The sequence below is a fragment of the Niabella ginsenosidivorans genome (assembly GCF_001654455.1).
Classification (GTDB): Bacteria; Bacteroidota; Bacteroidia; order Chitinophagales; family Chitinophagaceae; genus Niabella; species Niabella ginsenosidivorans.
Window position 1 is genome coordinate 2,874,286 of sequence record NZ_CP015772.1, and the last position, 26,382, is coordinate 2,900,667.

Annotated in this window: 21 protein-coding genes, 2 tRNA genes and 1 riboswitch; of the genes, 9 read left to right on the forward strand and 14 right to left on the reverse strand. The window is 44.5% G+C overall.

Annotated elements, in window-relative coordinates:
- Positions 1-20 precede the first annotated feature (20 nt).
- Positions 21-1,313, reverse strand: a complete 1,293-nt coding sequence (locus tag A8C56_RS11950; RefSeq protein ID WP_067756187.1) for a bifunctional folylpolyglutamate synthase/dihydrofolate synthase — start codon at positions 1,311-1,313, stop codon at positions 21-23.
- A gap of 126 nt (positions 1,314-1,439) precedes the next feature.
- Here A8C56_RS11950 and A8C56_RS11955 point away from each other — a divergent pair.
- The 3 genes from A8C56_RS11955 to A8C56_RS25490 all read left to right on the forward strand — a co-directional run bounded on the left by A8C56_RS11955 (position 1,440) and on the right by A8C56_RS25490 (position 2,398).
- Positions 1,440-1,525 (forward strand) — tRNA-Leu (locus tag A8C56_RS11955).
- Positions 1,526-1,957: 432 nt separating this feature from the next.
- On the forward strand, positions 1,958-2,143 hold the full coding sequence (locus A8C56_RS11960; RefSeq protein ID WP_067756194.1) for a hypothetical protein: 186 nt from the start codon (positions 1,958-1,960) through the stop codon (positions 2,141-2,143).
- Positions 2,144-2,212: 69 nt separating this feature from the next.
- Entirely contained in the window at positions 2,213-2,398 is a 186-nt protein-coding gene (locus A8C56_RS25490) for a phage integrase SAM-like domain-containing protein (protein WP_157097956.1), read from the forward strand.
- Positions 2,399-2,500: 102 nt separating this feature from the next.
- On the opposite strand, the gene A8C56_RS24115 is transcribed toward A8C56_RS25490, so the two are convergent.
- The 11 genes from A8C56_RS24115 to A8C56_RS12015 form a co-directional block, all read right to left on the reverse strand.
- On the reverse strand, positions 2,501-3,007 hold the full coding sequence (locus A8C56_RS24115) for a S8 family peptidase (protein WP_084490175.1): 507 nt from the start codon (positions 3,005-3,007) through the stop codon (positions 2,501-2,503).
- Positions 3,008-3,332: 325 nt separating this feature from the next.
- On the reverse strand, positions 3,333-7,064 hold the full coding sequence (locus A8C56_RS11975; protein WP_067756207.1) for an AAA family ATPase: 3,732 nt from the start codon (positions 7,062-7,064) through the stop codon (positions 3,333-3,335).
- Positions 7,061-8,314: an exonuclease SbcCD subunit D C-terminal domain-containing protein gene (locus tag A8C56_RS11980; protein ID WP_067756212.1), complete on the reverse strand. Its 1,254-nt coding sequence runs from the start codon at positions 8,312-8,314 to the stop codon at positions 7,061-7,063. Before A8C56_RS11980 ends, A8C56_RS11975 begins: the two co-directional genes overlap by 4 nt.
- Before the next feature lie 1,097 nt (positions 8,315-9,411).
- Positions 9,412-10,785 (reverse strand): efflux RND transporter periplasmic adaptor subunit, encoded by a 1,374-nt coding sequence (locus A8C56_RS11985; protein WP_067756213.1) that lies wholly within the window; start codon positions 10,783-10,785, stop codon positions 9,412-9,414.
- A 24-nt stretch (positions 10,786-10,809) separates the two neighbouring features.
- Positions 10,810-12,243 carry a TolC family protein gene (locus tag A8C56_RS11990; RefSeq protein ID WP_067756215.1) on the reverse strand — a complete coding sequence of 478 codons (1,434 nt, stop codon included), beginning with the start codon at positions 12,241-12,243 and terminating at the stop codon, positions 10,810-10,812.
- 157 nt (positions 12,244-12,400) lie between these two features.
- A complete protein-coding gene (locus tag A8C56_RS11995) occupies positions 12,401-13,060 on the reverse strand; it encodes a pirin family protein (RefSeq protein ID WP_067756217.1) in 660 nt (219 codons plus the stop codon).
- Positions 13,057-13,185, reverse strand: a complete 129-nt coding sequence (locus A8C56_RS25285; RefSeq protein ID WP_262492404.1) for a hypothetical protein — start codon at positions 13,183-13,185, stop codon at positions 13,057-13,059. Before A8C56_RS25285 ends, A8C56_RS11995 begins: the two co-directional genes overlap by 4 nt.
- A gap of 7 nt (positions 13,186-13,192) precedes the next feature.
- Entirely contained in the window at positions 13,193-13,555 is a 363-nt protein-coding gene (locus tag A8C56_RS12000) for a hypothetical protein (RefSeq protein ID WP_067756222.1), read from the reverse strand.
- Positions 13,556-13,561: 6 nt separating this feature from the next.
- Positions 13,562-14,260: a dioxygenase family protein gene (locus tag A8C56_RS12005; protein WP_067756227.1), complete on the reverse strand. Its 699-nt coding sequence runs from the start codon at positions 14,258-14,260 to the stop codon at positions 13,562-13,564.
- Between the two features lie 116 nt (positions 14,261-14,376).
- Complete coding sequence (locus A8C56_RS12010; protein WP_067756229.1) at positions 14,377-15,066, reverse strand: LytR/AlgR family response regulator transcription factor; 690 nt, start codon at positions 15,064-15,066, stop codon at positions 14,377-14,379.
- Positions 15,067-16,203: a sensor histidine kinase gene (locus tag A8C56_RS12015; protein ID WP_157097957.1), complete on the reverse strand. Its 1,137-nt coding sequence runs from the start codon at positions 16,201-16,203 to the stop codon at positions 15,067-15,069.
- A 33-nt stretch (positions 16,204-16,236) separates the two neighbouring features.
- Positions 16,237-16,445, forward strand: a riboswitch (cobalamin riboswitch).
- Positions 16,446-16,547: 102 nt separating this feature from the next.
- On the opposite strand from A8C56_RS12015, the gene A8C56_RS12020 reads away from it, so the two are divergent.
- The 4 genes from A8C56_RS12020 to A8C56_RS12035 all read left to right on the forward strand — a co-directional run bounded on the left by A8C56_RS12020 (position 16,548) and on the right by A8C56_RS12035 (position 20,498).
- The gene (locus A8C56_RS12020) at positions 16,548-18,551 is read left to right on the forward strand and encodes a TonB-dependent receptor (RefSeq protein ID WP_067756235.1); all 2,004 of its coding nucleotides are present in this window, start codon (positions 16,548-16,550) and stop codon (positions 18,549-18,551) included.
- An 18-nt stretch (positions 18,552-18,569) separates the two neighbouring features.
- A complete protein-coding gene (locus tag A8C56_RS12025) occupies positions 18,570-19,646 on the forward strand; it encodes a DUF5074 domain-containing protein (protein ID WP_067756238.1) in 1,077 nt (358 codons plus the stop codon).
- A gap of 91 nt (positions 19,647-19,737) precedes the next feature.
- A complete protein-coding gene (locus A8C56_RS12030) occupies positions 19,738-20,328 on the forward strand; it encodes a MarC family protein (protein WP_067756240.1) in 591 nt (196 codons plus the stop codon).
- Positions 20,329-20,426: 98 nt separating this feature from the next.
- A tRNA-Arg gene (locus tag A8C56_RS12035) sits at positions 20,427-20,498 on the forward strand.
- Between the two features lie 784 nt (positions 20,499-21,282).
- Here A8C56_RS12035 and A8C56_RS12045 read toward each other — a convergent pair.
- Together A8C56_RS12045 and A8C56_RS12050 are read right to left on the reverse strand one after the other, a co-directional pair.
- Entirely contained in the window at positions 21,283-21,699 is a 417-nt protein-coding gene (locus tag A8C56_RS12045; RefSeq protein WP_067756254.1) for a VOC family protein, read from the reverse strand.
- Between the two features lie 179 nt (positions 21,700-21,878).
- On the reverse strand, positions 21,879-22,316 hold the full coding sequence (locus tag A8C56_RS12050; RefSeq protein ID WP_067756257.1) for a hypothetical protein: 438 nt from the start codon (positions 22,314-22,316) through the stop codon (positions 21,879-21,881).
- A gap of 606 nt (positions 22,317-22,922) precedes the next feature.
- Between A8C56_RS12050 and ku the strand changes: the two genes are divergently transcribed.
- Both ku and ligD read left to right on the forward strand, forming a co-directional pair.
- A complete protein-coding gene (gene ku / locus A8C56_RS12060) occupies positions 22,923-23,702 on the forward strand; it encodes a non-homologous end joining protein Ku (protein ID WP_067756262.1) in 780 nt (259 codons plus the stop codon).
- 26 nt (positions 23,703-23,728) lie between these two features.
- Positions 23,729-26,296, forward strand: coding sequence for a DNA ligase D (ligD, locus tag A8C56_RS12065; protein WP_067756265.1), 2,568 nt, complete (start codon positions 23,729-23,731; stop codon positions 26,294-26,296).
- Positions 26,297-26,382 lie beyond the last annotated feature (86 nt).

Sequence of the window (26,382 nt, forward strand, 5' to 3'; positions counted from 1 at the left end):
GGGGCGTATTTGCATTCTTTTCAGGAACGGTCTACCTCTCCTATCAGGAATACGCTGCCGCAAACCAATATCAGATCTTCCTTATGCGCTGCGGCTTTTGCCGCACTGAGCGCAGCATTGACATCTGGCCAGGCAGCACCTTCTAACCGGTATCCGGCAGCTTTTTCTTTCAGTTCCTTACCGGGCAGTGCCCTGGGAATATCTGCATTGGTAAAATAATACAGCGCACCGGAAGGCAGCATGGATAAAATTTTATTTATATCCTTGTCTTTTACCATTCCCAGTACCATATGTAATTTCCTGTAGGGGGTTAGCTCCAACTGGTTGAGCAACTCACGAACCCCGTCTTCATTATGTGCCACATCCAGCACAATTGCCGGGTTCTTTTGAAGGGTTTCCCAGCGGCCGTGCAGCCCGCTTATACGTTTTGCATGCGCAATACCTTTTACAATAAACGCCTCATCCAGAGCAATGCCTGAAGCATTCAGTTGCCTGCAGCATTCCAGAACGGTCAACAGGTTATGCACCTGATAGGCGCCCGGCAGATCCAGCCGGTACACCCAATGATCTATTTCATCGCTTTTTGACACTTCCACAACAAGTTCACCCGCCTCATGATGCCATTCTTCCACATGAAACTGCTTATCTGCAAAGCTGATGGGAGCTTTTAATTCATGAGCCTTTGTAAGAAAAACCGGCGCTGTTTCCGGGTGGCTTTCTCCAATAACAACGGGAACCCCCTGTTTAATGATCCCAGCTTTTTCACCGGCGATCTTGGACAAGGTATCGCCCAGTAATTGCATGTGATCGAATCCTATATTTGTAATAACAGAAAGTACCGGCCGGACAATATTGGTACTGTCCAAACGGCCGCCCAGTCCGGTTTCTATTACTGCATAATCAACAGCGTTGGCAGCAAAATGGTCCAGCGCCAGGGCAACGGTTATTTCAAAAAAGCTGGGGCGGATGCACTCAATTTCCGGCTGTGTCTTTTTAATAAAATCAATCACCTCCTGCTCGCTGATCATCCTGCCATCGATCTTTACCCGCTCCCGGAAGTCTGTTAAATGCGGTGAAGTATATAAACCCGTTTTATACCCCTGTGTTTGCAATACCGATGCCAGCATATGGCTTACGGATCCCTTTCCATTTGTTCCCGCCACGTGGATAAATTTTATTTTTTCCTGCGGATCGCCTAAAGCAGCACAAAGTGCCAGGATGTTATCAAAACCATTTTTAATAGCGGCAGCACCTATCTTGCTGAACATGGGCAGCCGGGCATATATATAATCAAGCGTCTGTTGATAAGTCATATAGAACTACAAATATACTGTGTCAACAGACTAAAGATCAGTAAGATTTTCAAAAATGCAGGCAGAGAATGTAATTATAATCAATGAATGTAGTATTTTCGCAATCCCTAAGTTCTTTACCCTGATGCCCGGGTGGCGAAATTGGTAGACGCACCACCTTGAGGTGGTGGCGCTGGTAACACGGCGTGCTGGTTCGAATCCAGTCCCGGGCACACCATAACCCTTGTAAAGAATTGATTTACAGTGGTTTTTTATTTTCTGCATGTCAAAAAAGTAGCGCTTTTTAACGCTTCTTTTCGCATTTTTTGACACACAAACGACACGCAGAATGACACGCACTTTTGTGGGAACATTTGCTGGTATCAAACCGGCACAATGTTCCTATCCGACTGTTCACCACCTGGTGAAGAGAAGAAAAAATCCATTCCCAAAAACATCATGGCGCGGTTTATTTACATCAATTGCTAATCTAACGGTTCCTAAAAAAACTCAACTGTTTTTAAGCGATCCGTTTCTTTTCATTTCATTCCGTTTTTTTCCACAGACAATTTTTCCCTCCATTATTCGCATGTATCGGGCCTGAAAAACCCGCTTGTGGCATCGGGATTGAACTCACTTTTCATAACCTATAAAAATTGTGCGTTATGAATTTGGGAGAACGATTAAACAGAAAAGGTAATAAGAAATTCTTTTATTATGATCTTGGCAGGGGAAAAGGTAAAAGACCAACAACGGGAATATTTATTTATACATCACCCAAAAACCCCGAACAAAAGGAACACAATAAAGAGGCTTTAAAACTGCTGGAGGTAAAAAAAGTCAGGCAATAATTGACCAGCAAACAATAGGGACGCCTTTTATCCCCAGACATAGGTTTAAGGAGAACTTTCTTGATTTTTATGACGAATAATGTAAATAATCATAAGAAAAAAAATAACCGCCACCTGCCTACCAGTTTTAAGCATTTCAAAACATTTCTTGGAAAAGATTACATTTCTCCAACAGAGATAACTGAAGATTTGTGCAAGCGATTTCGTACCTATTTATTAGAGCGATTTACAGGGTTAACGCCAATGGATTATTAAGCAAAATACTTTCCGGAGAACCCGGTTGATGAAGTATTTGCACAATCAAACCCCTGCGTAAAACTGAAAGAAATTGTAGAAGTTCCAGACTACTATGCTTTATTAGCTACTCCTTGCCATAATGAAGAAGTAAGTCATGCTTTTATATTTTGCCATTATGGCAACACCGCAGGCATGGGGTGAAGCTTGTGAAGTACCAGACATTGTTGTATAGCCGCCATTTTTATAGATCGAATACACATTAACTTCTGGTGCAGCATAATCAACAGTAGCACCGAAATTGCTAAATGAGGCAAAGTTATCATTAGTTTGGTCAATGGCAGATATTACGTAAATATTACTATGATTAAAGTGGGCCATTGGAAAGTTTACTACGTTAGCCGATCCATTTCCCGCAATAACAAAAATTTTAGCACCTTGATTAGCCAGGTTTACAAGTGCCGTATCTACCGTCGGAGCCGTACCCCCAGAAGGGAACCAAAGGCTGATATTAACAAACTTTGTTCCTGTTGAAGATGATGTATAAACATAATCGATCCCTAAAAGTAGTTCGGCTATAGAAAGTTGGCCCGATGGATTAGTTACTTTAACAGGAATAAATAATTTAATTCACTTGTCATTAACAGCTTGTCGAACCATAATAATTCATTTGACAAACTTCCTTCGTCAGGATGACAATACTTTTTTACATCTAATTGGTATTAAAAAATGGCCGGCGGCTTCTGTTTTGTCTGAAAATAAAAAAAACGCTTTCCTGATCTACAAATTGCTGTATAGCAAAAACCTGATCAGAAAATCAAATTCTATAACAAACATTCTATTCCGCATTTGCGGAAACAAGAAATGAGCCGGCTGCTCCCGAGAATTGTTTTCCGTTACAAAACTCCTTGCAGCAAACTTTTATGATTGCGGTTCGTGCTCTTTTTCACTTTACTTACATCCCCACTACTTCTACCTTACTCTTTCCGCTCTGCCGCTTACTTACCCTGATCTGTACAGGTACCCGCTCTGTCATTTCCTGCACATGAGAAATCACACCCACCTTGCGCCCCTGGTTGTGCAGCCGCTCAAGAGCATCCATCGCAATGTTCAGCGTTGCAGGATCGAGCGAACCAAAACCTTCATCAATGAACAGGGATTCTACCTTCATACGATTGGATGAAAGCGAGGCCAGGCCCAGTGCCAGCGCCAACGATACCAGGAAGGATTCGCCACCGGAAAGGGAATATACCGTGCGCACTTCATTGCCCATATCCTGGTCAAGCACCTGCAGGCCCAGCGAGTTGGGGATCCGCTGTAATACATAACGCCTGCTAAGCATCTCCAGGTGCACATTTGCATAGCTCAGTAATACATCCAGTGTATATTCCTGCGCAACCTGCCGGAATTTTTTTCCATCAGCAGAACCGATCATTTCATTGAGCTTTGCCCAGTTGTCTACTACCTGTGACTGCCGCTCAATGTTCTCCAGGAGCTGACCGATCCGTTGCTTATTGACTTCATCATCTTTTATTTTAAAATCAATTTCATTAGCAGTTTGATTATTTTGCTTCCATGTTGCCTGAGCTTCCGTTTGCAATGCGATCAATGCTTCCAATGTTCTCTCCGAGAGACGTTGGGCTGTATGATTTTCCAGGGCTTTTACCCGTTCCTCAAAAACTGACCGGGCCTGCATCACCGCATCATCTATGGCGCGCAGGCCTGTCCGTTCTTTTTCTATCCAATCCCGGGTAAAAGCTAATAATGGTAACAATTCCGTTTCTGTCAACGTAGTTTCATACTGTTGATTGTGGTTATTCAGCCACTCACCAAGTTTTTCTTTTAACTCTGTTTCCTGTTTTGACAGGAATGTACTGTCCTTTTCCAGCTGTTCGCTTTGAGCCGTATTCCGGGTGATATTGCCCTGTACCAGTTCTGCCTCTTTCTTTTTTTGTTCCGCTAACTGCCTTGCTGAAGAAACAGCATTCTTTAAACCTGTTTCAATACCGGTTACAGGCGCTCCGTTGAATATAGTTTTCCTCCGCTCAGATAAACCGTTCCTCTGAAGCTGTAACGATGATAACTTTTGCTCTTTCAGCGCTACTTCTTCCCTTATAGTATCCGCCTGCTTCCGTATCCCTTTCAGCTTCTCCACTAATACATGTTGCTTCCGGATATTCTCCTCCAGCCTTTCCATACTGGTTTTCCATTCAAGGGCAAACTCCGTAATGTGCTTTGCAAACGTTTCCGGATTGCTCTGCCAGTTTTGAAACCATTTTTCTGATGTGAAGTAACCTGATAATGTTTCTTTTAGCTTATCCAGCTTACTTTCCGCTTTTTGTCGTTCGCCTTCATCATGTGCCTTTTGTTCCTGTAAAGATTTCAGCGCTCTGCCAATATCCTTCGAATCATTTTCAGCATCATTGAATCGTTTCTCCAGCGCAGTCAGCTTTGTTTTATGAACTTCTAAGTTGTCTTTTTGTTTGCCATAAGACTGAATCTGTTGCTGCAATTGCTGCTGCTTTTCTTTTTGCAGCTGTAATTGTTGCTGCAGCCAGTTACCGGTTTCTTCAACAGGCAGATTCACGCATCTTTTGCTGATACCGAATTCAGTCCATTTGTGCGTTAATTCCTCAATGGTTTTTGTCTTGTCTGCAACACTTGCTTCATATACGGATATGTTTTTTCTTATCTGAATGCAAGCCTGGTTTAAGCTGCTATGAGCAGCCAACTGCTGTGCATATCCTGATTCAGCCTGCCGATAGCTGACTTCCAGCCCGGCAAGCACCTGCCCAAGCGAGGGATCATGCAATGCATAGGGATGTTCTGTACTTCCGCAGACCGGACAGGGTTCTCCAGGCTCAAGCTGACTCCGGAGCTTTTCTATACTCCCGGCAGCAATTAGTCTGGCTTTTTCCAGTGATTTCAGGGAAACGTCCCTTTCTGCTTTCTTGATCTCAAGCAGCCTTTCAGCCGCTGTCAGCTTTTCTGTTTGCTCCCCAAGTTCTTTTTGATGTTGTGTTAATGACTGTTGGCGTGCCTCTTTTTCTTTTATAGCAGTGTATAAGAGTCGCCAGTGAGCGGTCGCTGAAATAATATCTCCTACTAATGTATCTGTTGCAGCCTTCTCTGCTTCAATATCCTGTATCGGGATCTTTAATAAAGCAGTTTGAAATGCATTGTAACCCTGCTGCAACTGTTGTAACGATTTCCGGACAGTTTCCTTTTCTTTCTCCAGTTGCTGCGCCTGCTGTTGATAAGCTGCTGTTTCCTGCTCCGCATTATGAATGCGCAGGGCGTAATGATGCAAACTTTCCAGTACGCTTTCAGCATCTCCCAGTTTAGACAGGATCATGCGTTCCTGTTCTGCAACCGGCCGGCGGGCTTCATGATCAATCTTCCACTGAGTAAGTTTTGTAACCTCCTGTTCTAATAAATCCGACTCTTTTTGAGCCTGCAACAATTGGCCTGACAGCTCTTTCTGCCTGGAATGTATCTGCTCATTTTCCTCAGCAGCCTGTTTTATCTGTTCCGCTTTTTCAGATAATTGTACATCCAGTGCTTTTGCCTCATCGAGCAGCGGTTGTGCGTCCTCTTCTTCTTTTATTTTTGTGCCCAGATCATTGATTGCCTTTTCTATTGCAACATCCAGTATTTGTTTTTGCTGCTGCAAGGTGGATAACCGGTCGTTCAGCTCCGCTAATTGCTTCGATTTCGATTCCAGTTGTTCCTGCACATTTTGCAGGTTATTGATAAGCGGTCTTACCGGCTGAATACGGTCAACAACCTGTAAATGTTGCTCACGTGGCGCTGCGGCTTCTTTGTTCCGGTTTGCCTGGTCATAGGCCAGCCGGGCAGTTTCAACCCCTTCCTGAAATTTCACCCGTTGTTCATGCCAGTTGATTTCTTTACTTAAATCAGCCAATTGCTGATCACCTGCTTTTATTATAGCCGTCAATGCAATTCTCTGTTCCTGTAAGGCATCTAATTCTTCCATAGTAAGGGTAGCAATGCCCTCCCGCCGCAGGCGCAGCTCCCGTAGTTTTTGCTGCTGCTCCCGGTGATTTTCAAAAATCCGTTTTGAAATTTCCGAATAAATAGATGTACCGGTAAGCTTTTCCAGTAAAGCCGATTTTTCGTCCCTGCCTGCTTTCAGGAAAGCTGTAAAATCGCCCTGGGCCAGCAATACCGAGCGGGTGAACTGTTCAAAATTCAGTCCCACCAACCGTTCTATCTCTTCCAGCAGCTCTGTTTTCTTACCCGGAACATTTGTATGGGTGCTCATATTCTTAAGGGTAATACCAAAAGCCTGCAGGCTTCCTTCTGCCTTGTTATAAGCCCGCCTCACCGTCCAGGTTGCCCTGTAATGCTGCCCGTCAATACCTGCAAAATCCACTTCTGCATACCCGTCTGCAGTGCCATCGCGCAGTATGCCCCGTACATCTCCCTGATGGATCGTGCTACCCTGCACATCTTTGATCTCGATACCGCTTTCGGCCATCCTGTACCGGGGCGTTTTGGCATATAAGGCCAGGCAAAGCGCGTCCAGGATCGTTGACTTACCTGCGCCTGTAGGCCCGGTTATGGCAAATATACCGGCAGAAGAAAGGGGCTCCCGGGTAAAATCGATCTCTGTAACGCCATCCAGAGAAGCCAGATTTTTGATCCGTATTGCAAATATTCTCATGGTGCAGCCTCGCTTTCGTTTACTTCCCGGATCGCCTGCTGAAACAATTGCAGCAGCGCTTCAGGAACAGGATTGTTATATTTTGTGAGGTACACCCTGCTGAATACATCCAGAGGTTTCAGATCGCTAAGCGGCGCCGCATTTACGATCGCTGGTGCTCCGGATTCCGGTGAAGCCGTTTTATAGCGTACATCAATTTTTGCCAGCCTTACGTGTTTGCCGGTAATGGCAGTTTCTATCTTATGCCGGAGGCCGGGTTCCGGCCCGTTCAACAATACTCGCACTTCCAGGTACGGCGCAGTGGTGGCATCGGCTTCAGCCATCGGCAACTGTGCCAGGGCATCCAGTACTGCTGCCAATGAGCTATGAACTGCAGGAATGTGCTGAAGCGGTACTGATACCGGTATTTCTATTGTTTTCAGATGCTCAATTCCTTCGCTTTTTAAATCAAATACAATTACCTGGTGCTTATAATGCACCTCGGAAAAGGACATAGGCAACGGGCTTCCGCAATAACGGATATGCTCCTTTCCGCCAATACGCTGTGCTTTATGTATATGCCCTAAGGCAACATAAGCAATGGCATCGTCAAACGCTGATGCTGAAATACACTCTGCTCCGCCCATGATCAGCCGTTCCATTTTATCAATATCACCCACTTCAGCCTGCCGGGTATGCAAATGGCCCATTGCAATAATTGCCTGGCCGGCCTGTTTTTGTGCCGACACCTGCCGGTAAGCCCCTTCATAAAAAGCTGTAACGCCCGCAGCGTAAGGGTTATCCGCATCCGGTATTACCGGGTAATCGCCCATACGTAAGAAAGGAGCAGCTATGCACCAGGCCTGTACAGTTCCTTTTTTATCCTTTAAAGGGATAAGGATCTTCTTATAATCGATCGCCCCGTTTTCATCCCTTTCCACCAGGCCTATAATATGAATATTCGATGACTCCAGAAACGGCTTGGGCGCTTCCAGCCGGGAGGCTGAGTCATGATTGCCCGCAGTAACAATGATCTGCAGATCAGGGTTCAGGGTTGCAGCCTTACTTAAAAAGGAATAGAAGATCCTTATGGAGGCTGCTGAAGGATTGGACAGGTCAAATACATCGCCGCTGATCAGCAATACATCAATCTGCTCCTGGCTGAGCGTCTTTATCAGCCAGTTCAGGAACTGCCGGTGCTCATAGGTACGGTCGTACTCATAAAAAAGCTGGCCTATATGCCAGTCGGCTGTATGCAAAATCCTTAGCATATTCTTTTGTTTATCCTGCTACCGATCATTACTTTTTGTATTTGATACATGTTTTCAAAAATACAAAATAATGCTCCATCCTGCTTACCCTCCTTTCTTACCGCTTCTGACACCTGTAATATGCAAGTGAAATTTATTATAGCCCTAAACAAAGCGTTACGGCTAAGTTGCCGGGGCATTAAAGATTCCTAAAAGCACATGGATCTATTTTAGGATATAGCATTTCCAATACCCCCGGATTTTCAGGCAGTACAAAAAGAAAAGGCCCGTGCCATTCAATGCTCCCGCAGATTCGCACCTGCCTGCCGGCGAGCTACGCTATACACACAACTTTTCTCCCCTAATACTGGGTTCGTGCAGTAACAGTAATTGTATGTTGTCTTAATTGAGTTGCAGAGTTATTGAGACAATGACAGACCTTCAACTCCTCTATTTTCTTTTCAACCTTTTGTCGCCACAAAAGGTTGCCAAAAAGGCTTCGTCAAACGAATGCCTCCGGCCGTTTGACTGCCCACGCACACGGACAACCTATATGAAAAGTTATAGCTGGTGTTACTGAAAAGGTTTATTGAAGTGCCTGCTGCTGATTGTCGTAATTTCCTTACTGCGCTGCTTTTTTACGTGCTCCTTTTATTTGATAAAAAAACATCTGTTGCGTAAAAAAGAGGCGCTATGAAGCCAGTTGGCTGCAGTAGTCGCAATTGTGTTCCGGAATTGAGAAACAAGAAAAAGGCAGCGCATAATCATTAGAAACCTTTATACCTGTTAGCAAAAGATATGTATACAGGGTAGCTACCGGCGAGCAGGGAGCAGGGAGCAGGGAACAGCGCAGACAACCGTCCATCTGCGCTTCCGCAATGGCGGAAGTCTGCGTTCCGAAGGTTCGGAACAGCAGGACGTAACACGACCAACAAAAAATCGTTGCGTCTTCGGGAAACTTTTCGGTCTGATTAAAATGTCATTTCCGTATAACCTGTCATCCGGCTTGATGACAGTGAAGTGCAAGGAAATAAATTAAAATTAACCAGGTTTATAAAAAGTTGAATTAGTACCGGAATGACAAAATAATATTTTACAGGTTTACGCTTTGCCCTGGATTATTTCGCCTTGAACAATTCTTCCTTGGGCACGATCTTTACCCTTGTATCGTCTTTCAGTGTTTGACTAACGGCACTGTAGGGCGCCGTTACCACCAGATCTCCGGCTTTGAGACCGGCTCTGATTTCTATATAATTAATATCCTGTATACCGGTTTTTACAATCCGTTTTTTAACCACATTATCTTTCATTACTATATAGACCACCTCTTCCATTTCGCCGGCCTTACTGTCTTCATCAGCGGCATTGTTAGCCGGATCCTTTTGGTCCTTTCTGGTATCAGACAGGCTTTTATCACTACCCTTTATCCTGGCATTAACAGCAGCAATAGGCACTGTTACAATATTATCCTTCCGCTGTGTCTTAATGTCGGCACTGGCATTCATACCCGGCCGGAAGGGAAATTTTCTCGGGTGGGTCGGGTCGATCAGATCCTGGTAGGAGTTTTTATCGATCCGGATCCGCACTTCATAATTGGTAACATCATTGGAACTGGTGCCAGTGCCGGTTGTGGTGCCCAGAGCAGATTTTACGCTACTGGCTATTTTAGTAACGATGCCTTTAAATTTACGGCCATTATAAGCATCTACTTCAATATCAGCATTATCGCCAATGCTCACTTTTACAATGTCATTTTCACCTACGTTTACCCGCACTTCCATTGTGCTCATATCGGCAACCGTCATCATTTCGGTACCTGCCATCTGTGCCGTTCCAACTACCCGTTCTCCCTTTTCTACTTTTAAGGAGGAAATGATGCCGCTTATCGGTGAAACGATTGTTGCCCTGCCCAGCACTTTATTGGCAGCCATCAATCCTGTTTGGGAAGAAAGCACCCCGGCCCGCAGGCTCCGTATATTCTGCAGGCTTGCGTTATAATTTGCCTGCGCAGAGGCGAGGTCAGTTTCATATTGTTCAAACTCGGCCTTTGAGATCACCCGGTCGTCAAACAACTTTTTATTACGGTTATACGCCTGCTGCGCCTTGTCCAGCATTGCTTTCTGAACTCCAAGCGCGGCCTCACTATTTGCCACGTTTGCCTGGGATTGCCCTAATCGCGCAGAGGCCTCATCCCTGTCCAGGGCATAATTATCAGCATAAACCCGCGCCAGTATCTGCCCTTTTTTAACACTATCTCCTTCCTGCACATTCAGATCAGTGATCTCACCGCTTACATCCGGGCTGATCTTTACTTCATATTCCGGATAAATCTGCCCGCTTGCAGTTACTGTTTGGGTAATGGAACGTATCGCTGCCTTTTCTGCAGCAACTTTTATCAGGTCCTTATCTTTATTTGAAACAACAGAATAAATGATCAGTAAAGCAATCACACATCCTGCAATGATCCATATCCGTTTCCATTTTTTACTCATACCGCAAATTTAATTTTGCCCTGTTTAATTATGGAGCTTGATGCCCTGTCCTTTATAAAACTCCAGCAACTTTATCTTAAAAACATAATCATAGTGGGCAGACAACATATTGATCTTGGTCGTGAACAGGTTGTTCTGATTCACAATAAGGTCTATGGGTTTCAGCAACCCCACATCAAAACGTTTGCGTGCAAAATCGTATGCTTTCTGGGCTGAGGCCAGCGCAATCTTTGAGGCATTGTATTTTTCAATTGCTGCAACCGCGTTGGTATGTGCCTGGTAAATATCCTGCTTTAACTGTTGCTGATCCTGGTCGAGTTGTAATTGCTGTGCCTCCACATTCAGCTTTGCCTTTTTCCAGTTGGTACGGGCCATATTCCCGTTAAAAATGGGTATATTAATCCCCAACCCGATATTCTGGCTGAAGTTATTGCTGAGCTGCCGGAAATAAGTGTTTTTATTAAACCCCATCGGAATATTTTCCTCGGTATTCACGATATAGTTTGTACCGTTAATATTGACAAAACCAACCGGAACAATCCCGTTTTGGAAATTGGTCGGCAGCAGTTTCTGTGCGTTGGAATAACGGGTGTCCAGTCCTCCAAACAATCCTATGGTAGGATACATATCGGCTTTTGCTACCAGCACATTTTTTTCCGCAGCTTTTACATTCAGCTCATTGATCTTTTGCTGGGGAAGGTTGTACAGGGCAGAATGAAAGACCACATCCGGCTCCAGTTCTGCCAGCGGCTCAACAGGAATGCTGTCTACGGGAGGTGCATCAATATCAAAAGAAGCTGCGGCATCCAGGTTCAGCAGAGCTTGTAGCTGCAGCAGGTTTAACCTGAAATTGGCCCGGGCGTTGATCAAAGTAGCGCTGTCATTGGCCAGTTGGGTTTCCATTTCCGCCAGGTTCAGCTCAGGCAGGGCGCCGGCTTTTACCTGTTTATCCACATCATTTCTCTGATCCCTGCTTTGTCCCACCTGAACGGCTGCCGCATTGATCTGTTCTTTGGCCAGTAAAGCAGACAGGTAAGCATTGGCCACATTGAGCGAAATGTCATTCCTTGCCTTTTCCAGTTGTGCTATGCCCGCCTGGTAGCTATAGGCATTGGCCGCAATGGTGTTCTTTTTCTTAAACCAGTTAAAAATATCTGCATTCAGGTTCAGCGAATGGTTGGCTGCCAGGATCTCATTGGTGGTAAACTGGTTCGATGTGGGGTCAATGGAGCGCCCGAACTGGTACCCTACATTGTGCTGTGAGTTTGCTGTCGGGTACAAGGCCATTTTACTCTGCTCCAGTGTGAGCTTATTAATACGAGCCTGTACGTCTGCCTGTTTTACGGATATATTATGTTCAATAGCATACTGCACACAACGCTCCAGGCTCCATTTTTCCTGGGCGTTTAGTTCAGCAAGTGCCAAAAATCCGGCAAGCGCCAGTAAAATTCGCTTCATTGAACAAAAATAGAAGAAAAGAAAGCAAATTTTGTGCAAAACCGGCAATATTCTATCTGTAGAATATAGGAAACTTTTGACAACCCGCTACCGGAACAATAAAAAAGGCCATCTAAGAATAGACGGCCGGAATTGAATCAAAACCAACTACACCTGATTATTTATAATGAACAGTTTCTACTACCAGCAGGATCGTTTCTGAACCGAATGATTCGGTTTCAAACTGCACCGTATTCCATAAGGCCAATCCATCCCCGCTGTGCAATAATCTTCCTGCTATTTCAGCCGCCCCCTGTATGATATAGCAAAATATAACGGCATTGCTTAGCCGGGTCGTATAAACTTTCTCATCCCGCATTCCCAACTGCTGAATGCGCACCGTTATTTCCGCCGCAGCGATGACCGTATTATCCCCGTTTTTATGCAAATCAAAAGAAAAGAGCTGAACCGGGTCAACACCCGGAGTCCCGGCTATATTGAATGGCAGGAGCAGAAATTTCACTAATGCATCTTTATACCGGTTGCGGATGCTGATCGTTGCTCCATTCAAAAGAGCCATCTGCCCGCACTTTAATTCTTTGGGCTCTTTATGGGTCAGCAGTTCCAGATCACCGACTACAGGGATCAGTAATAACAGCTGCCCGGGCTGTTCTGTTTTTTTTGAAATCCCGGGAGCGAGCGTTTCTTCATCAACTTCCTGTAACTTACCTAACTGAGCAGCCTGGCTACAGCATATCCTTATTGTCCGGAACGTTTCATCCGCGATCACGCTGTTGTTTGCGCCCAGAAATATATGTGCGGGCGATTGCCGGATCACTTTATATCCTTTACGGAATAAATACTAATAAAAGGTTTCAGGGGTAAGAGCTCTGTGAATACCTCGTCATTTGCCTCTTTTAATAACAGCAATAGCTGCTCACCAATGGCATCGATCCAATACATCCGGTCGCTATAAAAAATCACAGCGGTCCTTTGCCCCCGACTGAGCGCGGATGTTTGAACTGATCATTTCAAAGCGATAATTATGAAAAGGCAGGAACTTCTTTCCCAATACATTTTTCACATCGGGGAACAGATTGCTTAACTGCTTCCTATAACCGGTGATAGCAGTGCTTACCAAAAAATCAAGCCGTTGAGAACCGGGAACCTGGTGCACTATTTCTGCATATGTACTATACTTTTGCCGCCGGTCAAAATGCTGTACCTGCAGCAAAAATTTCCGGTAAGTATCAGCAAACACCAGTTGTTCCCAGGCGCCGGAATCATCAGCGCTGATTATTTTACAGTAACAGATCCTGATCTCCCTGTTCATAATCGGTCAGGCTTTTACGGCTATGGTATGCGTTAAAGTAAACCCTTCGCTCAAACTTCCGGAAATGCTGCTTAGTTCCGCAGCATACCCATCGCTAAAAACATTGTCGTTGGCATTATAGGTATAGCCGTTCATGCCCCTGTAGCCGGAAGCTGCATTTACCAGAACCACTGCACTATTATCTCCTTCCGGGAAAGCGATCTGGGTTACCAGCAGCGACTTACCGGTTGTACTGTAAATATGCGCATGAATATGCGTAGCCCTGCCATTATACCAGCCCGGGAAAATACTGGTGAAAGTCACCAATCCATTGGAGTCAGTTGTCTGCCGCCCCCGCAGCCAGGTGGCACTTTGATAATTTGTGGACTGCATACTGCTGCCGCCATACTCAGAATAATTTCCTTCTTTATCACAATGCCAGATGTCAACTATAACATTCGCTAAAGCCGCGCAGCTGTTACTCAGATCAGTAACTGAAATTTTAATAGTAAACGCAACCCCCGTACGGTCTCCGGTAATGTTGGATCTTACCAGTTCTGATGCATTCTTTGTTGGAAAAGGGCCTTCCGTTTCAGGCGGTGTTGCCGTACAGGTACCGGAACCGGTATCAGCAGCATCCGATTTGCTGCAGGATTTTGCCAAAGGAGCAACAAATGCCATTCCTAAAGCCGTAATGCCCTGTTTTAAAAAAATTTTCCTTTCCATCTTTTCTATTTTCAGGGTAAAGCTTATTGCCGGTACAATATTATCCCGCCCTTGCTGCCAGGAAAAATTTAATAGGTGAATACGGAAAGAATACCGGCAAACTCTTTAACGGAATGTTAAGAAGGCTTTATCCATTTCAGCAATGCCCCCAGGTAGGTTTCACCAACGGGCAATTCTGCCCCGTTGCTGATGCGTAATTTTCTTCCTAAAAAGGAAACAGCTTCTTTTATGGAAACAATATAACCTCGGTGAATACGGGCAAACTCCTGTTCCGGCAGGCGTTCCAGCACTTTTTTTAATGACAGCAGCGTTAGGACAGAACGTCCGTCTTTCAGATAAATTTTTATGTAATCGTCCAGGCTTTCTATATAAAGAATATCTGAAAACAGGATCTTTATCATCCTGTATTCCGCATACACCAGCAGGCTGTCTTCCTTTTTTTCCCGGATGCCCCTGTAATATTTCTCCGCCTTCTCAATGGCTTTTTTAAAACGTTCAAAGCTAAAAGGTTTTAATAAATAGTCGACCGCTGACAGTTCAAAACCCTCCAGGGCAAATTCTTTATAAGCGGTCGTAAAGATGATCATCGGGTCATAGGTAAGGCCGTTCACAAGATCCAGCCCGTTTATATCCGGCATATTAATATCAACAAATACCAGGTCCGGCTGCGCCTTTTCTGCAAATGTCTTGCCTGCAACAGCATTATCAAAAATTTCCAATAATGCTATCCCGCTGCATTGTTTGCAAAATGTACTGATAACATCCAATGCCAGCGGCTCATCATCTATTGCAATTGCTTTTATCATTTATTGGACAATTGGTACTACTTTTAATTCCACAATATAAAAACCGGCCTCCTCTGTGATCTGCAACTGATAATTGCCGGGATATAAAAAATCCAGCCGTTGTTTTACATTCCTCAACCCTACCCCTTCCCTTTCCGTTGACGGGTGTTTCCGGAATATCCGGTTTTTGGTATAGAGCGTAATATACGCCGGGGTTATATCAATTCTTATGTTAACAGGAACTGCTGCATTGTTGCTGATGCCATGCTTAAAAACGTTCTCCACAAAAGGCATTAAGATCAATGGCGCTATTTGTACTCCATTCGTTGATCCGCTGACCTGGTAATTCAACTGTCCGCTTTTACTTAAACGCAATCGCTGCAGTTCAATAAAATCGCTGATGCATTCCAGCTCTTTTTCTACAGGAACAAAATCTTTTGGCGCATCATCTGTAATATAACGCATAATGCCGGAAAGCCTTAAAATACCGGCTGCTGTATCATCGCTCTTTGCCATTGCCAGCGAGTAAATATTATTAAGGGTATTAAATAAGAAATGCGGGCTGACCTGCGCTTTCAAAAAAGAAAGCTCGGCCTGGGCCTTATCCAGCTTAATGTGCGCATTCTTGTTCTCTGTTATGCGCCATTGTTTTGAAATAAAAATAATGGTGCTGATGGCCCATACAACCAGGAACAGGGTGATGCTCATCAGATCAAAATGGCCTTCCCGGAAACCGGGACCGTTTTGGCGGGGGCCGGGCGGCAGATGATCAGCATCCGGCAGATCCCGGGGCCGCTCCATTTGTGGCGGAGGCCGGTGAGGGCCATCAGACCGAAAACGCTCTGCCTGCCGGTTAGAATTGAGTAATACATCAAATGGTTTTAAATAAAAAGTAGCCCCGGACAATAACAGAACAAAAATACCATAGATGATAAATTTGTCCCGGACCAGGAAGCGGGGTAATAAAATAAACAGATTGCCATAAAAAAGACAGCCATAGAAAAACAAAAATGCAATAAAAGGCCAGGAAAAAAGCAACCGGTTAAACCGCCCAACGCCGAAAGAACCTGATTCAATGAATACAAGAATAAGGCCCAGGCCCAGTACCCACCCCAGTACGTGGGCGGTTACCAGGATCGTATTACGGTTCACAACCATAATCAAACTTAAAAAAAATCACCCATCTTCCCTTACATTTGCAGCGAATCTGGTTGGCGCTGCTGCGCCATGAAAAGGGAAGCCGGTGTAAATCCGGCGCTATCCCCGTAGCTGTAAGGTGCCGGATCCTTTTTAACAGGGGTCCTGAAACGCTTTAATAACGGCCACTATGGCGCAGGGCGCCATGGGAAGGCATTAAAGCAGGCCCGAGCCAGAAGACCTGCCAGGTTCTATTATTCATCAGCGCTTTCGGGATGAAAAGCGGGAATAACAACGCAGATGCATCATTGCGGTGTTGCTCTCTTTTTCCCTGGTGCTTTTATATGGTTATCAATATCAGGTAATTGAGGTATCTGCAATATATACTACTACTCATCCTGGGAAGCCAGTGGCATCCCGTTCTGGGGCAAACCACCACAAAGGATACGCTTTTACCTGAAGTAAACATCAGCGGAAAAAATCAGAAGCAGAATATTACCGGCATTCTTCCACAACAAACCATTTCGGGCGATGATTTAGCAAAACTAAACAGTCTTTCGGTTGCTGATGCCGTAAAATACTTTCCAGGCGTAAATGTAAAAGACTATGGAGGGATCAGTGGTTTAAAAACAGTTTCTGTGCGCAGCCTGGGGGCCAATTATACAGCAGTTCTTTACGATGGATTAGCCTTGCCCGAAGGACAGGGCGGCCAGATTGATCTGGGAAAATTTTCCATCAGCAACCTGTCCGGTATAACCCTTCAGAATGCGCAGCCATCGGAATTGCTCAATACAGCCCGGGCATTTGCTTCTGCATCGGTGGTATCCCTGCAAACCACCGCCAACAGCTCCACTCCGTATCTATCCGACTCCTTTAATATCGGCCTGCAGGGAGGTTCATTCCGCTATATGAACCCCAATGCCGATATCACCGTAAAGCTTGCCGACAAATGGGGGTTCAATGCAACTGCAGACTATACCAATACCGAAGGCGATTATCCTTATACCGATTATACCAATAATCTGAAGCTCAGAAGAAAAAACAGTGATATAACATCTGTAAGAGCAGAAGCCAACCTGTTCTACAGAGAGGCGTCCGATAATAAATTCAACCTAAAGACTTATTATTATTATTCTGACAGAGGCTTACCAGGAGCAGTCATTTATGATAATTTTTATGCTGCAGAACGCCTGAAAGATGAAAATCTTTTTTTACAAAGCAGCTATCAGAAGAAAATAACGGCAACAACACAGGTCCTGCTCAACGGCCGTTTCTGGCATTCAATGAATGATTACCGGGATCCTCATTTAACAGACAACAGCCTGAATTATGAAAACCGGTTCCTACAGAATGAGTTTTATTTGTCCGCAGCCATCCAACAACAGATCTCAGGCCGGATCAGTGCGGCTTATTCCGGAGACTATTACTATACCAACCTGTTCCGGAAAGATTCCTTTGCAGAAAGGCAGTCGTTCCCCGCACCTTCCAGGGATACCTGGCTTAATAATCTTTCACTGAAGTTTGCAGCCGCCAACCTGGAACTGCAGGCGAATCTGCTGCATACCTATATTCGGAACCATACCCGACTGGGGGAAGCCGGAACGGCTTTAAACAGGCTCAACCCCACTGTTTCAATAAAGTGGCAGCCTGTTGCCGGCCTGCCGCTCCGGTTGCGCATGTTTTATAAAAATATTTTTCGCGCGCCTACTTTTAACGACCTTTACTATACCACTGTCGGCAATACCCAACTGAAACCGGAAACCGCCAATCAATATAATATCGGGGCAACGTACGCGCTCCATGTGGGCAACCTTCTCAGAGAACTGAATGTAACTGCAGATGCTTATTATAATGATGTAAAAAACAAGATCATTGCAATTCCGCGCCAGAACCTGTTTCAGTGGAGCATGCAAAACCTGGGCATTGTACAAATCAGAGGCATTGATATTGCTGTTGCCACCGTTTTTGAAAAAATAAAGCGCTGGGAAATAAAGGCAGCGCTGGCCTATACCTACCAGCATGCAACAGACCATACAGACCCCGGCAAAGCGGCTTATGGCAACCAGATCCCGTACACCCCGGAGCATTCAGGAAGCCTTCGTCTGAGCGGGAGCAACGGCAGGTTTTCTGCATCCTACAATATACAGGCATCCTCTTACCGGTATACCACAGGAGAGCAGCTCAGCGATGGGTATCTGAAAGGATGGGGCCTCCACGATATCAATTTCCGGTATGCCCTGCCGCTCCGCAGCACACGGCTTCTTTTTTCAGCAGAGCTCAATAATATTTTTAACGCACAATACGAAATTGTAAAATTTTACCCTATGCCGGGAATCAATTACCGGCTTGGAGCAGCCGTTCAATTTTAAACCCTTCAATTTAATACGATGAAAACAGTAAGAAAAAATTTACACAGGCTTTATGTTCTTTTTCTTTCAGTGGTAATGCTTTACTCCTGTAGTAAAGAGGATGCCCCGCAACCGGTTGTAAAGCCAACTACCGGCCTTTATGTTTTGTGTGAAGGAACTCCTGATGCCAATAACAGCAAATTAGGATTCTATGATTTCTCAACCGGGACTTATAGCGGCGATTTTTATAGCACCACGAATCAAACGGTTTTAGGTTCCATTGCTAATAACGCTGTTATTTACGGTGCAAAGATCTACATTGCTGTTGATAATTCCGGTATTGTAAATGTGTTAAATGCCGGAGATGGCAAATTAATTAAAAGCATTTCTTTTAAAGATGAAAGCGGAGCTTCCAAAGGCCCGAGAAGAACCGTTCCTTTCAACGGGAAAATTTATGTACCCACTATCTGGGGAAAATCGCTGGAAGTTATTGATACGTCCAGTCTGGAAGTAACCCAAAGCTTTTCGCTACGGTCTTCCGCAGAAGATGTAGCATTTTACAATGACCAGGCATTTGTGGTTTTACAGGGAAATTATAAATCGGGCTATGACTCCACCATTGCTGTTTTAAATGCGGCTACCGGTACCGAAGTAAAGAAAATCAATGTGGGCGTTAATCCCGGGCGGGTTTGTATCGACAATCAGGGGAACCTGTTCATTCCTGTTATTGGCGATTACGATAAGGTGCAGCCTTTTCTTGCCAAAGTGGATGCTAATGGTACCCTTGTAAAAAAAGTAGATGGCAGCTTCGACAAAATGGCGTTCTATAACAACCAGCTGTATATTTTAAGCGGCTATAACGGTTTTACAGGCGTAAGGATTTACGATCCACAGACAATGAACCTGATCCAGGACAACTTTATCAAGGATGGTACAACAATAAAAATTCCTTATGGAATCAGTATTGATGAATTAAATGGCGATGTTTATGTTACAGATGCTATTGACTATACGGAATCCGGAAAAGTGTTTGCCTTTGACAAATCAGGAAAACTCAGGTTCTCTTTTACAACAACCGGGGGAATAGGCCCCAATACCGTTCTTTTTAAGCGGTAGCACCAACAGCCTGCTAAAAAGCTGTGCTGCCAACAGGTACCCCAATAGCACAGCTTTTTGTAAAAAATAGCCTTTACCTTTGTCCCAAAAAATGGATTCAGTAAACTATAAGGCGATACTAACGGTAACATTTACCCTGTTTGCCATTATTGATATTATTGGTTCCATTCCCATTCTTATATCCATAAAAAACAAAGTAGGCGGCATCAGGGAGTTCAGGGTCACGCTGATCTCCGGGTCGCTGATGATCCTGTTCCTGTTTTTGGGCGAGCCCATCCTGAACGTGCTGGGTCTTGATGTAAAATCCTTTGCCGTTGCAGGCTCCATTGTTATTTTTATCCTGGGACTGGAGATGGTGCTGGGCGTTGAATTCTTTAAATCGGATGACGATGTAAAAGCAGCTACCCTGGTGCCCCTGGCTTTTCCGCTGATTGCCGGCTCCGGAACGCTTACGACTATTATGTCCTTAAAAGCCAATTACAAGGAAGTGACCATTTTAATTGCCATTCTTTTGAATCTGCTGGTGATTTACATCGTATTGAAATCCCTTGCCCGGCTGTCAAAATTATTAGGGCAAAGCGGATTAATAGCCATAAGAAAATTTTTTGGCGTAATATTGCTGGCTATTGCAATAAAAATATTTGCATCCAACGCAGCCGGTTTGTTCCAGCATATGCAGTAATTACACCAGAGTTCTTTATATTTGCCGACCTTTAAGAGAAACAGGTTAAAAGTTCATAAGGTTTCAATTCGTCCTTATCAACATTTTAACTGATCAACGGCCTCGTAGTACAATGGATAGTATAAGAGTTTCCGAAGCTCCAGATACAGGTTCGATTCCTGTCGAGGCTACAAAATTAATTGATTACCATAAACTTATGTAATCAGGCGCCAGTTTTGCTGTTTTTATTATCTTAGTCCGCCCTTTTGCCTGTTTAGTGAGCATTTTTATAAACCCTCGCTCACGAGCCTGCTTGTCGCCCTTTATCTTCCCTCATTATTGCCTGCATTCGTTTTTCGTTTTGTCCTTGTGGTGTTATAATCTATGGAAAATTAGATTTCGCTCGTTGCCTGATAGTTCTATCTTATAGAGTTCTGATGATCTAATACATTCAAGAACTTTCTTATAGAGGTATGCGTTTGATTCGTCTGTAATGTTATCGGCTCCAGGAGATCCGGTCTTTAGAGGAACAAACATCAGATAAAGGTTGACATTTTTAATAAGTAGCAGGTAATATATCCTAAATCCACCTCTGCCTTTTAGCCTCTTTTTAACGTAGGGCTGCTCGTCACTGTTGTTAAGCCTAACACCAGCTTTTAATTCATCCACCGACTTGCTAAAGAAATATTCTATAATTTCTGTCTTGATACTCTTGCAAGAGTTTTTTTGCAATCAATTTTTCAAACTCAACCTTAAAATCCTCAATGCAATAGACGCTCATTAAACGAGAGACAATTGTTTTATTGTTTCGGTAAATTCGGGCATTTGAGGTAAAAAGAAAAATACAGATTCCAAACCTTCGTGAGATTCTTTAAGCTCATCGATAGATTGCCTAAAGTCTTTGATTTCGTCTTTCGCTATTCCCTTATTTTTAATAAGGTTAACACCGGACCGGGCTTTTGCTTTAAAAATACGTTAAGCACCTTTATCACCACCAGATCGTTGTATCGCTTCTGTTGTAACAGGCGTAAAGAAATTAACAAGATTGCCATCCGGATCCCGGAACAAAAGGGACCGGTTGCCCCAGGGCATTTGGGTAGGTGGCTGCACAAGATATGCGGCAAGAAACTCCTTTAACCGGCTGTACACTTCCTCAACATCCTTAACGCGGAATTCAATAATGACAGTGCGGTTTTGCGCGGCACCGGCCACGCCCTCTCCGCCAAAGAACTGCAGGGTTCTGGTGCTGCCTATTGCCAGGGTGGCAACAGTTGTACGGAGCTCTGCAAAATCCGGCGTATACTGAATGGCTTTTTGCCCGGTAATCTGCTCGTAAAAAGAGATAAGCTTTTTAACATCCGCTGTGATGATCCTGGTAGAAATAAGATCCATAATCCTGTTGTTTTGAATGCATCAAAACTAAACAGGAACGGTGACAACTGTATGTCAGGAGCGGCTGAAGTTTCTTCTGTTACCAAAAATCGCACAGGCATTGTGCGGAGGAAAGGCCCCGGCATCAATATGCAGAACCATTAAGATCACTCTTTGCACTACATCAGGTTTCTTATATTTTATTGCTGCAGCACTTCTAATTGCCCTCCTGCGGAGTAACCGCTAAACTGGCAATAAACAGAGTGCCCGTCCTCCCTGTGAATCACATATACCCATACCTTTTCGTTCCAGTAATCAATGGCACCTTCATCGCCAGAATAAGTTGCTTCCTCTTCAATCCTGTCCAGCTCTGCTTTTGGCACTTTTCCCTCATAGATCTTTACACCGCCAGGCCGGCTGATTTCGGCAGCAACCGATTTTACAAAATAATCGTACGACCATCCGTTACCAATACTCCCGTCATTTGCAATAAATGCCCGCCAAACATGCCCGTCCAGCCGTTCCATTTTGCCATCTATCGGGAAAAAAAGAAAATCCTGAGCGTGCCCATAGGGTTTGCCATTAAGTAATTTCAGCCCTTTCGGCAGTTGTATGTAAGGAAAATCCCCAAGCGGCACTTTTGAAAAGGGAACTGGATCAATATTGAATTTATGTGTAGCAGCAGCCTGTTGCTCCTGAGCATAAAGATTAATAACACTACAGGAAGATGAATGCAGCTATAAAAGCGATCATTCTTAAATAGTTTTCATAACGGGGATCTTATTTCTCATTAGTTTTTACCATCCCTTATCAGCAATTTTTATGCCAGCGCCAGGTAATAAACTCTATATATGTGCTATTTATGTCAGGTTTTATAAAAAGAAAAGAACATTTTAATATGCCTGTAAATCTTTAAACATGTTGTAAGTATCCACCAATCCTAATTCCTTATGCCGAAACCCCTTTGGAGTCCCTCCTGCTGTTTTAAAACCAAATTGCTGCCAAAGATGCACAGCAGCCTTGTTGATGTTTACAACAAATATTAAACCGGATACCTGGATAGCCCTTTCCTTCAGCAAAACGGATGAATGTGCGCAAATTTACCATTTCTGTCCGGCTGAATATCAGCATGGTTTTTGAGCTTCCTCAGGTAAGCCTTTAAATTAAATAATATAATACAAAGCAAATTCTGCAGTTACAGTCTGCAACAGGATAAAAAAATCTGTAAATTTAAACTTATTGATATGAAAGCTATATGGACAGGAGCAATCGGGTTTGGGCTTGTAAACATCCCTGTAAAACTGTACACGGCTACGGAAGAAAGCAGCCTGGACCTGGATATGCTGGATAAAAAGGACCTGAGCAATATCCGGTTTAAAAGGGTGAACGAACATACCGGGAAGGAAGTAGCCTGGGAAAATATTGTGAAAGGCTATAATTACGACGGCAAATATATTGTGCTGAATGAAGAGGACTTCGAAAAGGCAAGCCCGGAAAAATCGCAGCTGTTGTCTATTGACCAGTTTGTAAAGATGGAAGAGATCGACAGCATCTATTTTGAAACCCCTTATTATATAGAGCCGCAAAAAGGAGGAGAAGCGGCCTATAACCTGCTGCGGGAGGCGCTGAAAAAGACGGGCATGGCCGGTTTGGGCACATTTGTGATGCGTGGCAGGGAGGTGTTAGGCATCCTCCGTCCTTTCAATGAGTTGTTGCTCTTTCAGCGGATGAGGTACAGCCAGGAGATCCGGAACACGGATGAACTGAAGATCCCCAAAGGATCCGTAAAGCCTGCCGAACTGAAAATGGCGGTAGCATTAATTGCCCAGCTTGAGCAGCCGTTTGACATCAGTGCCTATAAAGACGATTATACGGCTGCCCTGATGAAGATCATTCAGTCAAAAGCAAAGGGCAAAAAAACAGCAGCCCCGTCAAAAATGCATGTGGCTTACAGTAAAACCCGGGATCTGATGGAGCAGTTAAAAGCAAGTTTGTCCGCATCAAAAGGTAAAAAAATCTCCTGACCGGTTATTTACAATTGCGCACAGCTATGGCAACCCTGAAGAAATATAAAGAAAAGAGGAACTTTGGACAGACCCGGGAGCCCAAAGCAAAGATACAATCAGCCCGGAGCACCCAGCTGCGTTTTGTAGTACAGCGCCATGCGGCTACCCGGCTGCACTATGATTTCCGTCTGGAAATGGAGGGAGTGCTCAAAAGCTGGGCTGTGCCTAAAGGGCCATCTATGAATCCGGCAGACAAACGGCTGGCCATGATGGTAGAAGATCATCCTTATGACTACCGCACCTTTGAAGGAACCATTCCGGAAGGGAATTATGGCGCCGGCGAAGTGGAAATCTGGGATGAGGGCACTTATGAAGCGTTGCAGAAAGAATCCCGGAAAAAAGAGGAGACCGTTTTACTGGAAGAATTAAAAAACGGATCGCTTAAATTCATCCTGCATGGCAAAAAGCTGAAGGGTGAATTTGCACTGGTACGCATGAAAACCGCACAGGACAGTAATGCCTGGCTGCTGATCAAGCACAGGGATGCATTCGCTACCAGTGAAAAATATGATGCAGAAGCTCTTACGGCAAAAACCTCCAGAGTAACAAAGGCAGTCGAGAATAAAAAGACTGAAAAAAAAAATCCAGGAAAAAAGATCCGGATAAATAACACGGTACCAGATCTTTCCGGTACCCGTAAATATACCCGGTATATAAAACCGATGCTGGCCAGCCTCAAAAAAGATAACCAGCCTTTTTCAGATAAAGACTGGGTCTTTGAGATCAAATGGGACGGATACCGCGCCATAGCAGAACTAACGGATCACTTTCGCCTGTATTCCCGTAACGGCCTCAACTTTGAAAAACGCTATGCACCGGTTGCAGAAGCCTTGAAAAAGCAGCAGCATGAAATGATCCTGGACGGAGAAATTGTAGCTTATAATGATAAAGGAATGCCCAACTTTCAGGCCCTGCAACTCTACCAGGAACAGCCCGGTACTCCTTTGGTGTATCAGGTATTTGATCTTTTATATCTGAACGGGCACAGTACCGAGTTGCTTACACTGCTGGAAAGAAAAGAGCTGCTGAAAAAGGCGCTTAAGCAAAATGATATTATAAAATACTGCGATCATGTGGTACAGGACGGAACCCGTTTTTTTAAAGAACTGGTGAAGGCAGATCTTGAAGGAATGATTGCTAAAAAAGCAGATAGTACCTATACGGAAGGAAGGCGCAGTACCGAATGGCTGAAAATAAAATATCATAACATAGAAGAAGTAGTTATTGCAGGATATACCGCACCCAGGGGCAGCCGCAGCAAATTTGGTGCTTTGATCCTGGGCAGGTATAAGGAAGGCCGTCTCCTGTATGCCGGCCATACCGGAACAGGGTTTAACGAGGTCTCTTTACAGGAATTATTCAAAAAAATGCAGCCCCTGGTCATCAGTAAATCGCCCTTTGCAATTGCTCCAAAGACCAATATGCCCGCAACCTGGCTGCGACCCAAACTGGTAGGCGTTATTAAATATTCGGAACTGACCAAGGATGGCATTTTCCGGCACCCGGTCTTTGAAGGGCTGAGGGAAGATAAACCTGCGAAAGAAGTTGTTATTACCCCAAATACGATAAACATGCCAGCATCAAAAACGACTCCGGAAAAACAGGAAAGCAAACCGCGTACTGCCCCTGCTGCAAAGGGAAATGCGCAGGATCAGACAGTAAAACTGAACGGTCACGAAGTAAAGCTAACCCACCAGCAAAAAATTTACTGGCCGGAAGAGGGCTATACCAAGGGGGACCTGATCGGCTACTATAACAATATATACCGTTTTATACTGCCCTATCTTAAAAGCAGGCCGGAAAGTATGAACCGGTTCCCCAACGGGATTGCCGGGGAAAGCTTCTATCAGAAAGATATAGGAGCGTCGGTACCGGATTGGCTGCACACGGTTCCTGTCTTTTCTGAAAGTAATCAAAAAGAGATCCATTATGTTGTCTGTAATGACCGGGCTTCACTATTGTACCTGGCCAATCTGGGGTGCATTGAATTCAATCCCTGGAACAGCACCGTACAAAAACTGGACTTTCCTACCTATATGATTATTGACATCGACCCCTCAGAAAAAAACAATTTTGACCAGGTCATCGATACAGCACTTGCTGCAAAACAGGTGCTGGATGAATGCGGGGCTGTATCCTATTGCAAAACATCAGGTGCTTCGGGCATGCACGTGCATGTACCACTGAATAACCAATACAGTTACGATCAGGTAAAGGATTTTGCACATTTAATTGCCATTAAGATCACGGAATTATTACCGGACAGTACCACACTGGAGCGGAACCTGAAAAAAAGAGGCAACCGGAAAATATATGTTGATTATTTACAGAACCGGAAAGGCCAAACCATTGCCAGTGCCTATAGCGTACGTCCCAAACCGGGGGCAACAGTTTCCACTCCCTTACACTGGAAAGAAGTAAAAAAAGGCCTGCATCCTGCACAATTTACCATGCAAACCCTGCCTAAACGGCTGGAAAAGCTGGGAGACCTGTTCAAGCCGGTTTTAGGCAAAGGCATCAATATGCTAAAATGCATTGAACAGATCCGGTAACTGCAATATACGGGTACTATCATTGATGCAGAAAGAGGTGCAGTAAACGGGGCTGAGCTATCGGCCGCCATAGCAAAATAAAAGTA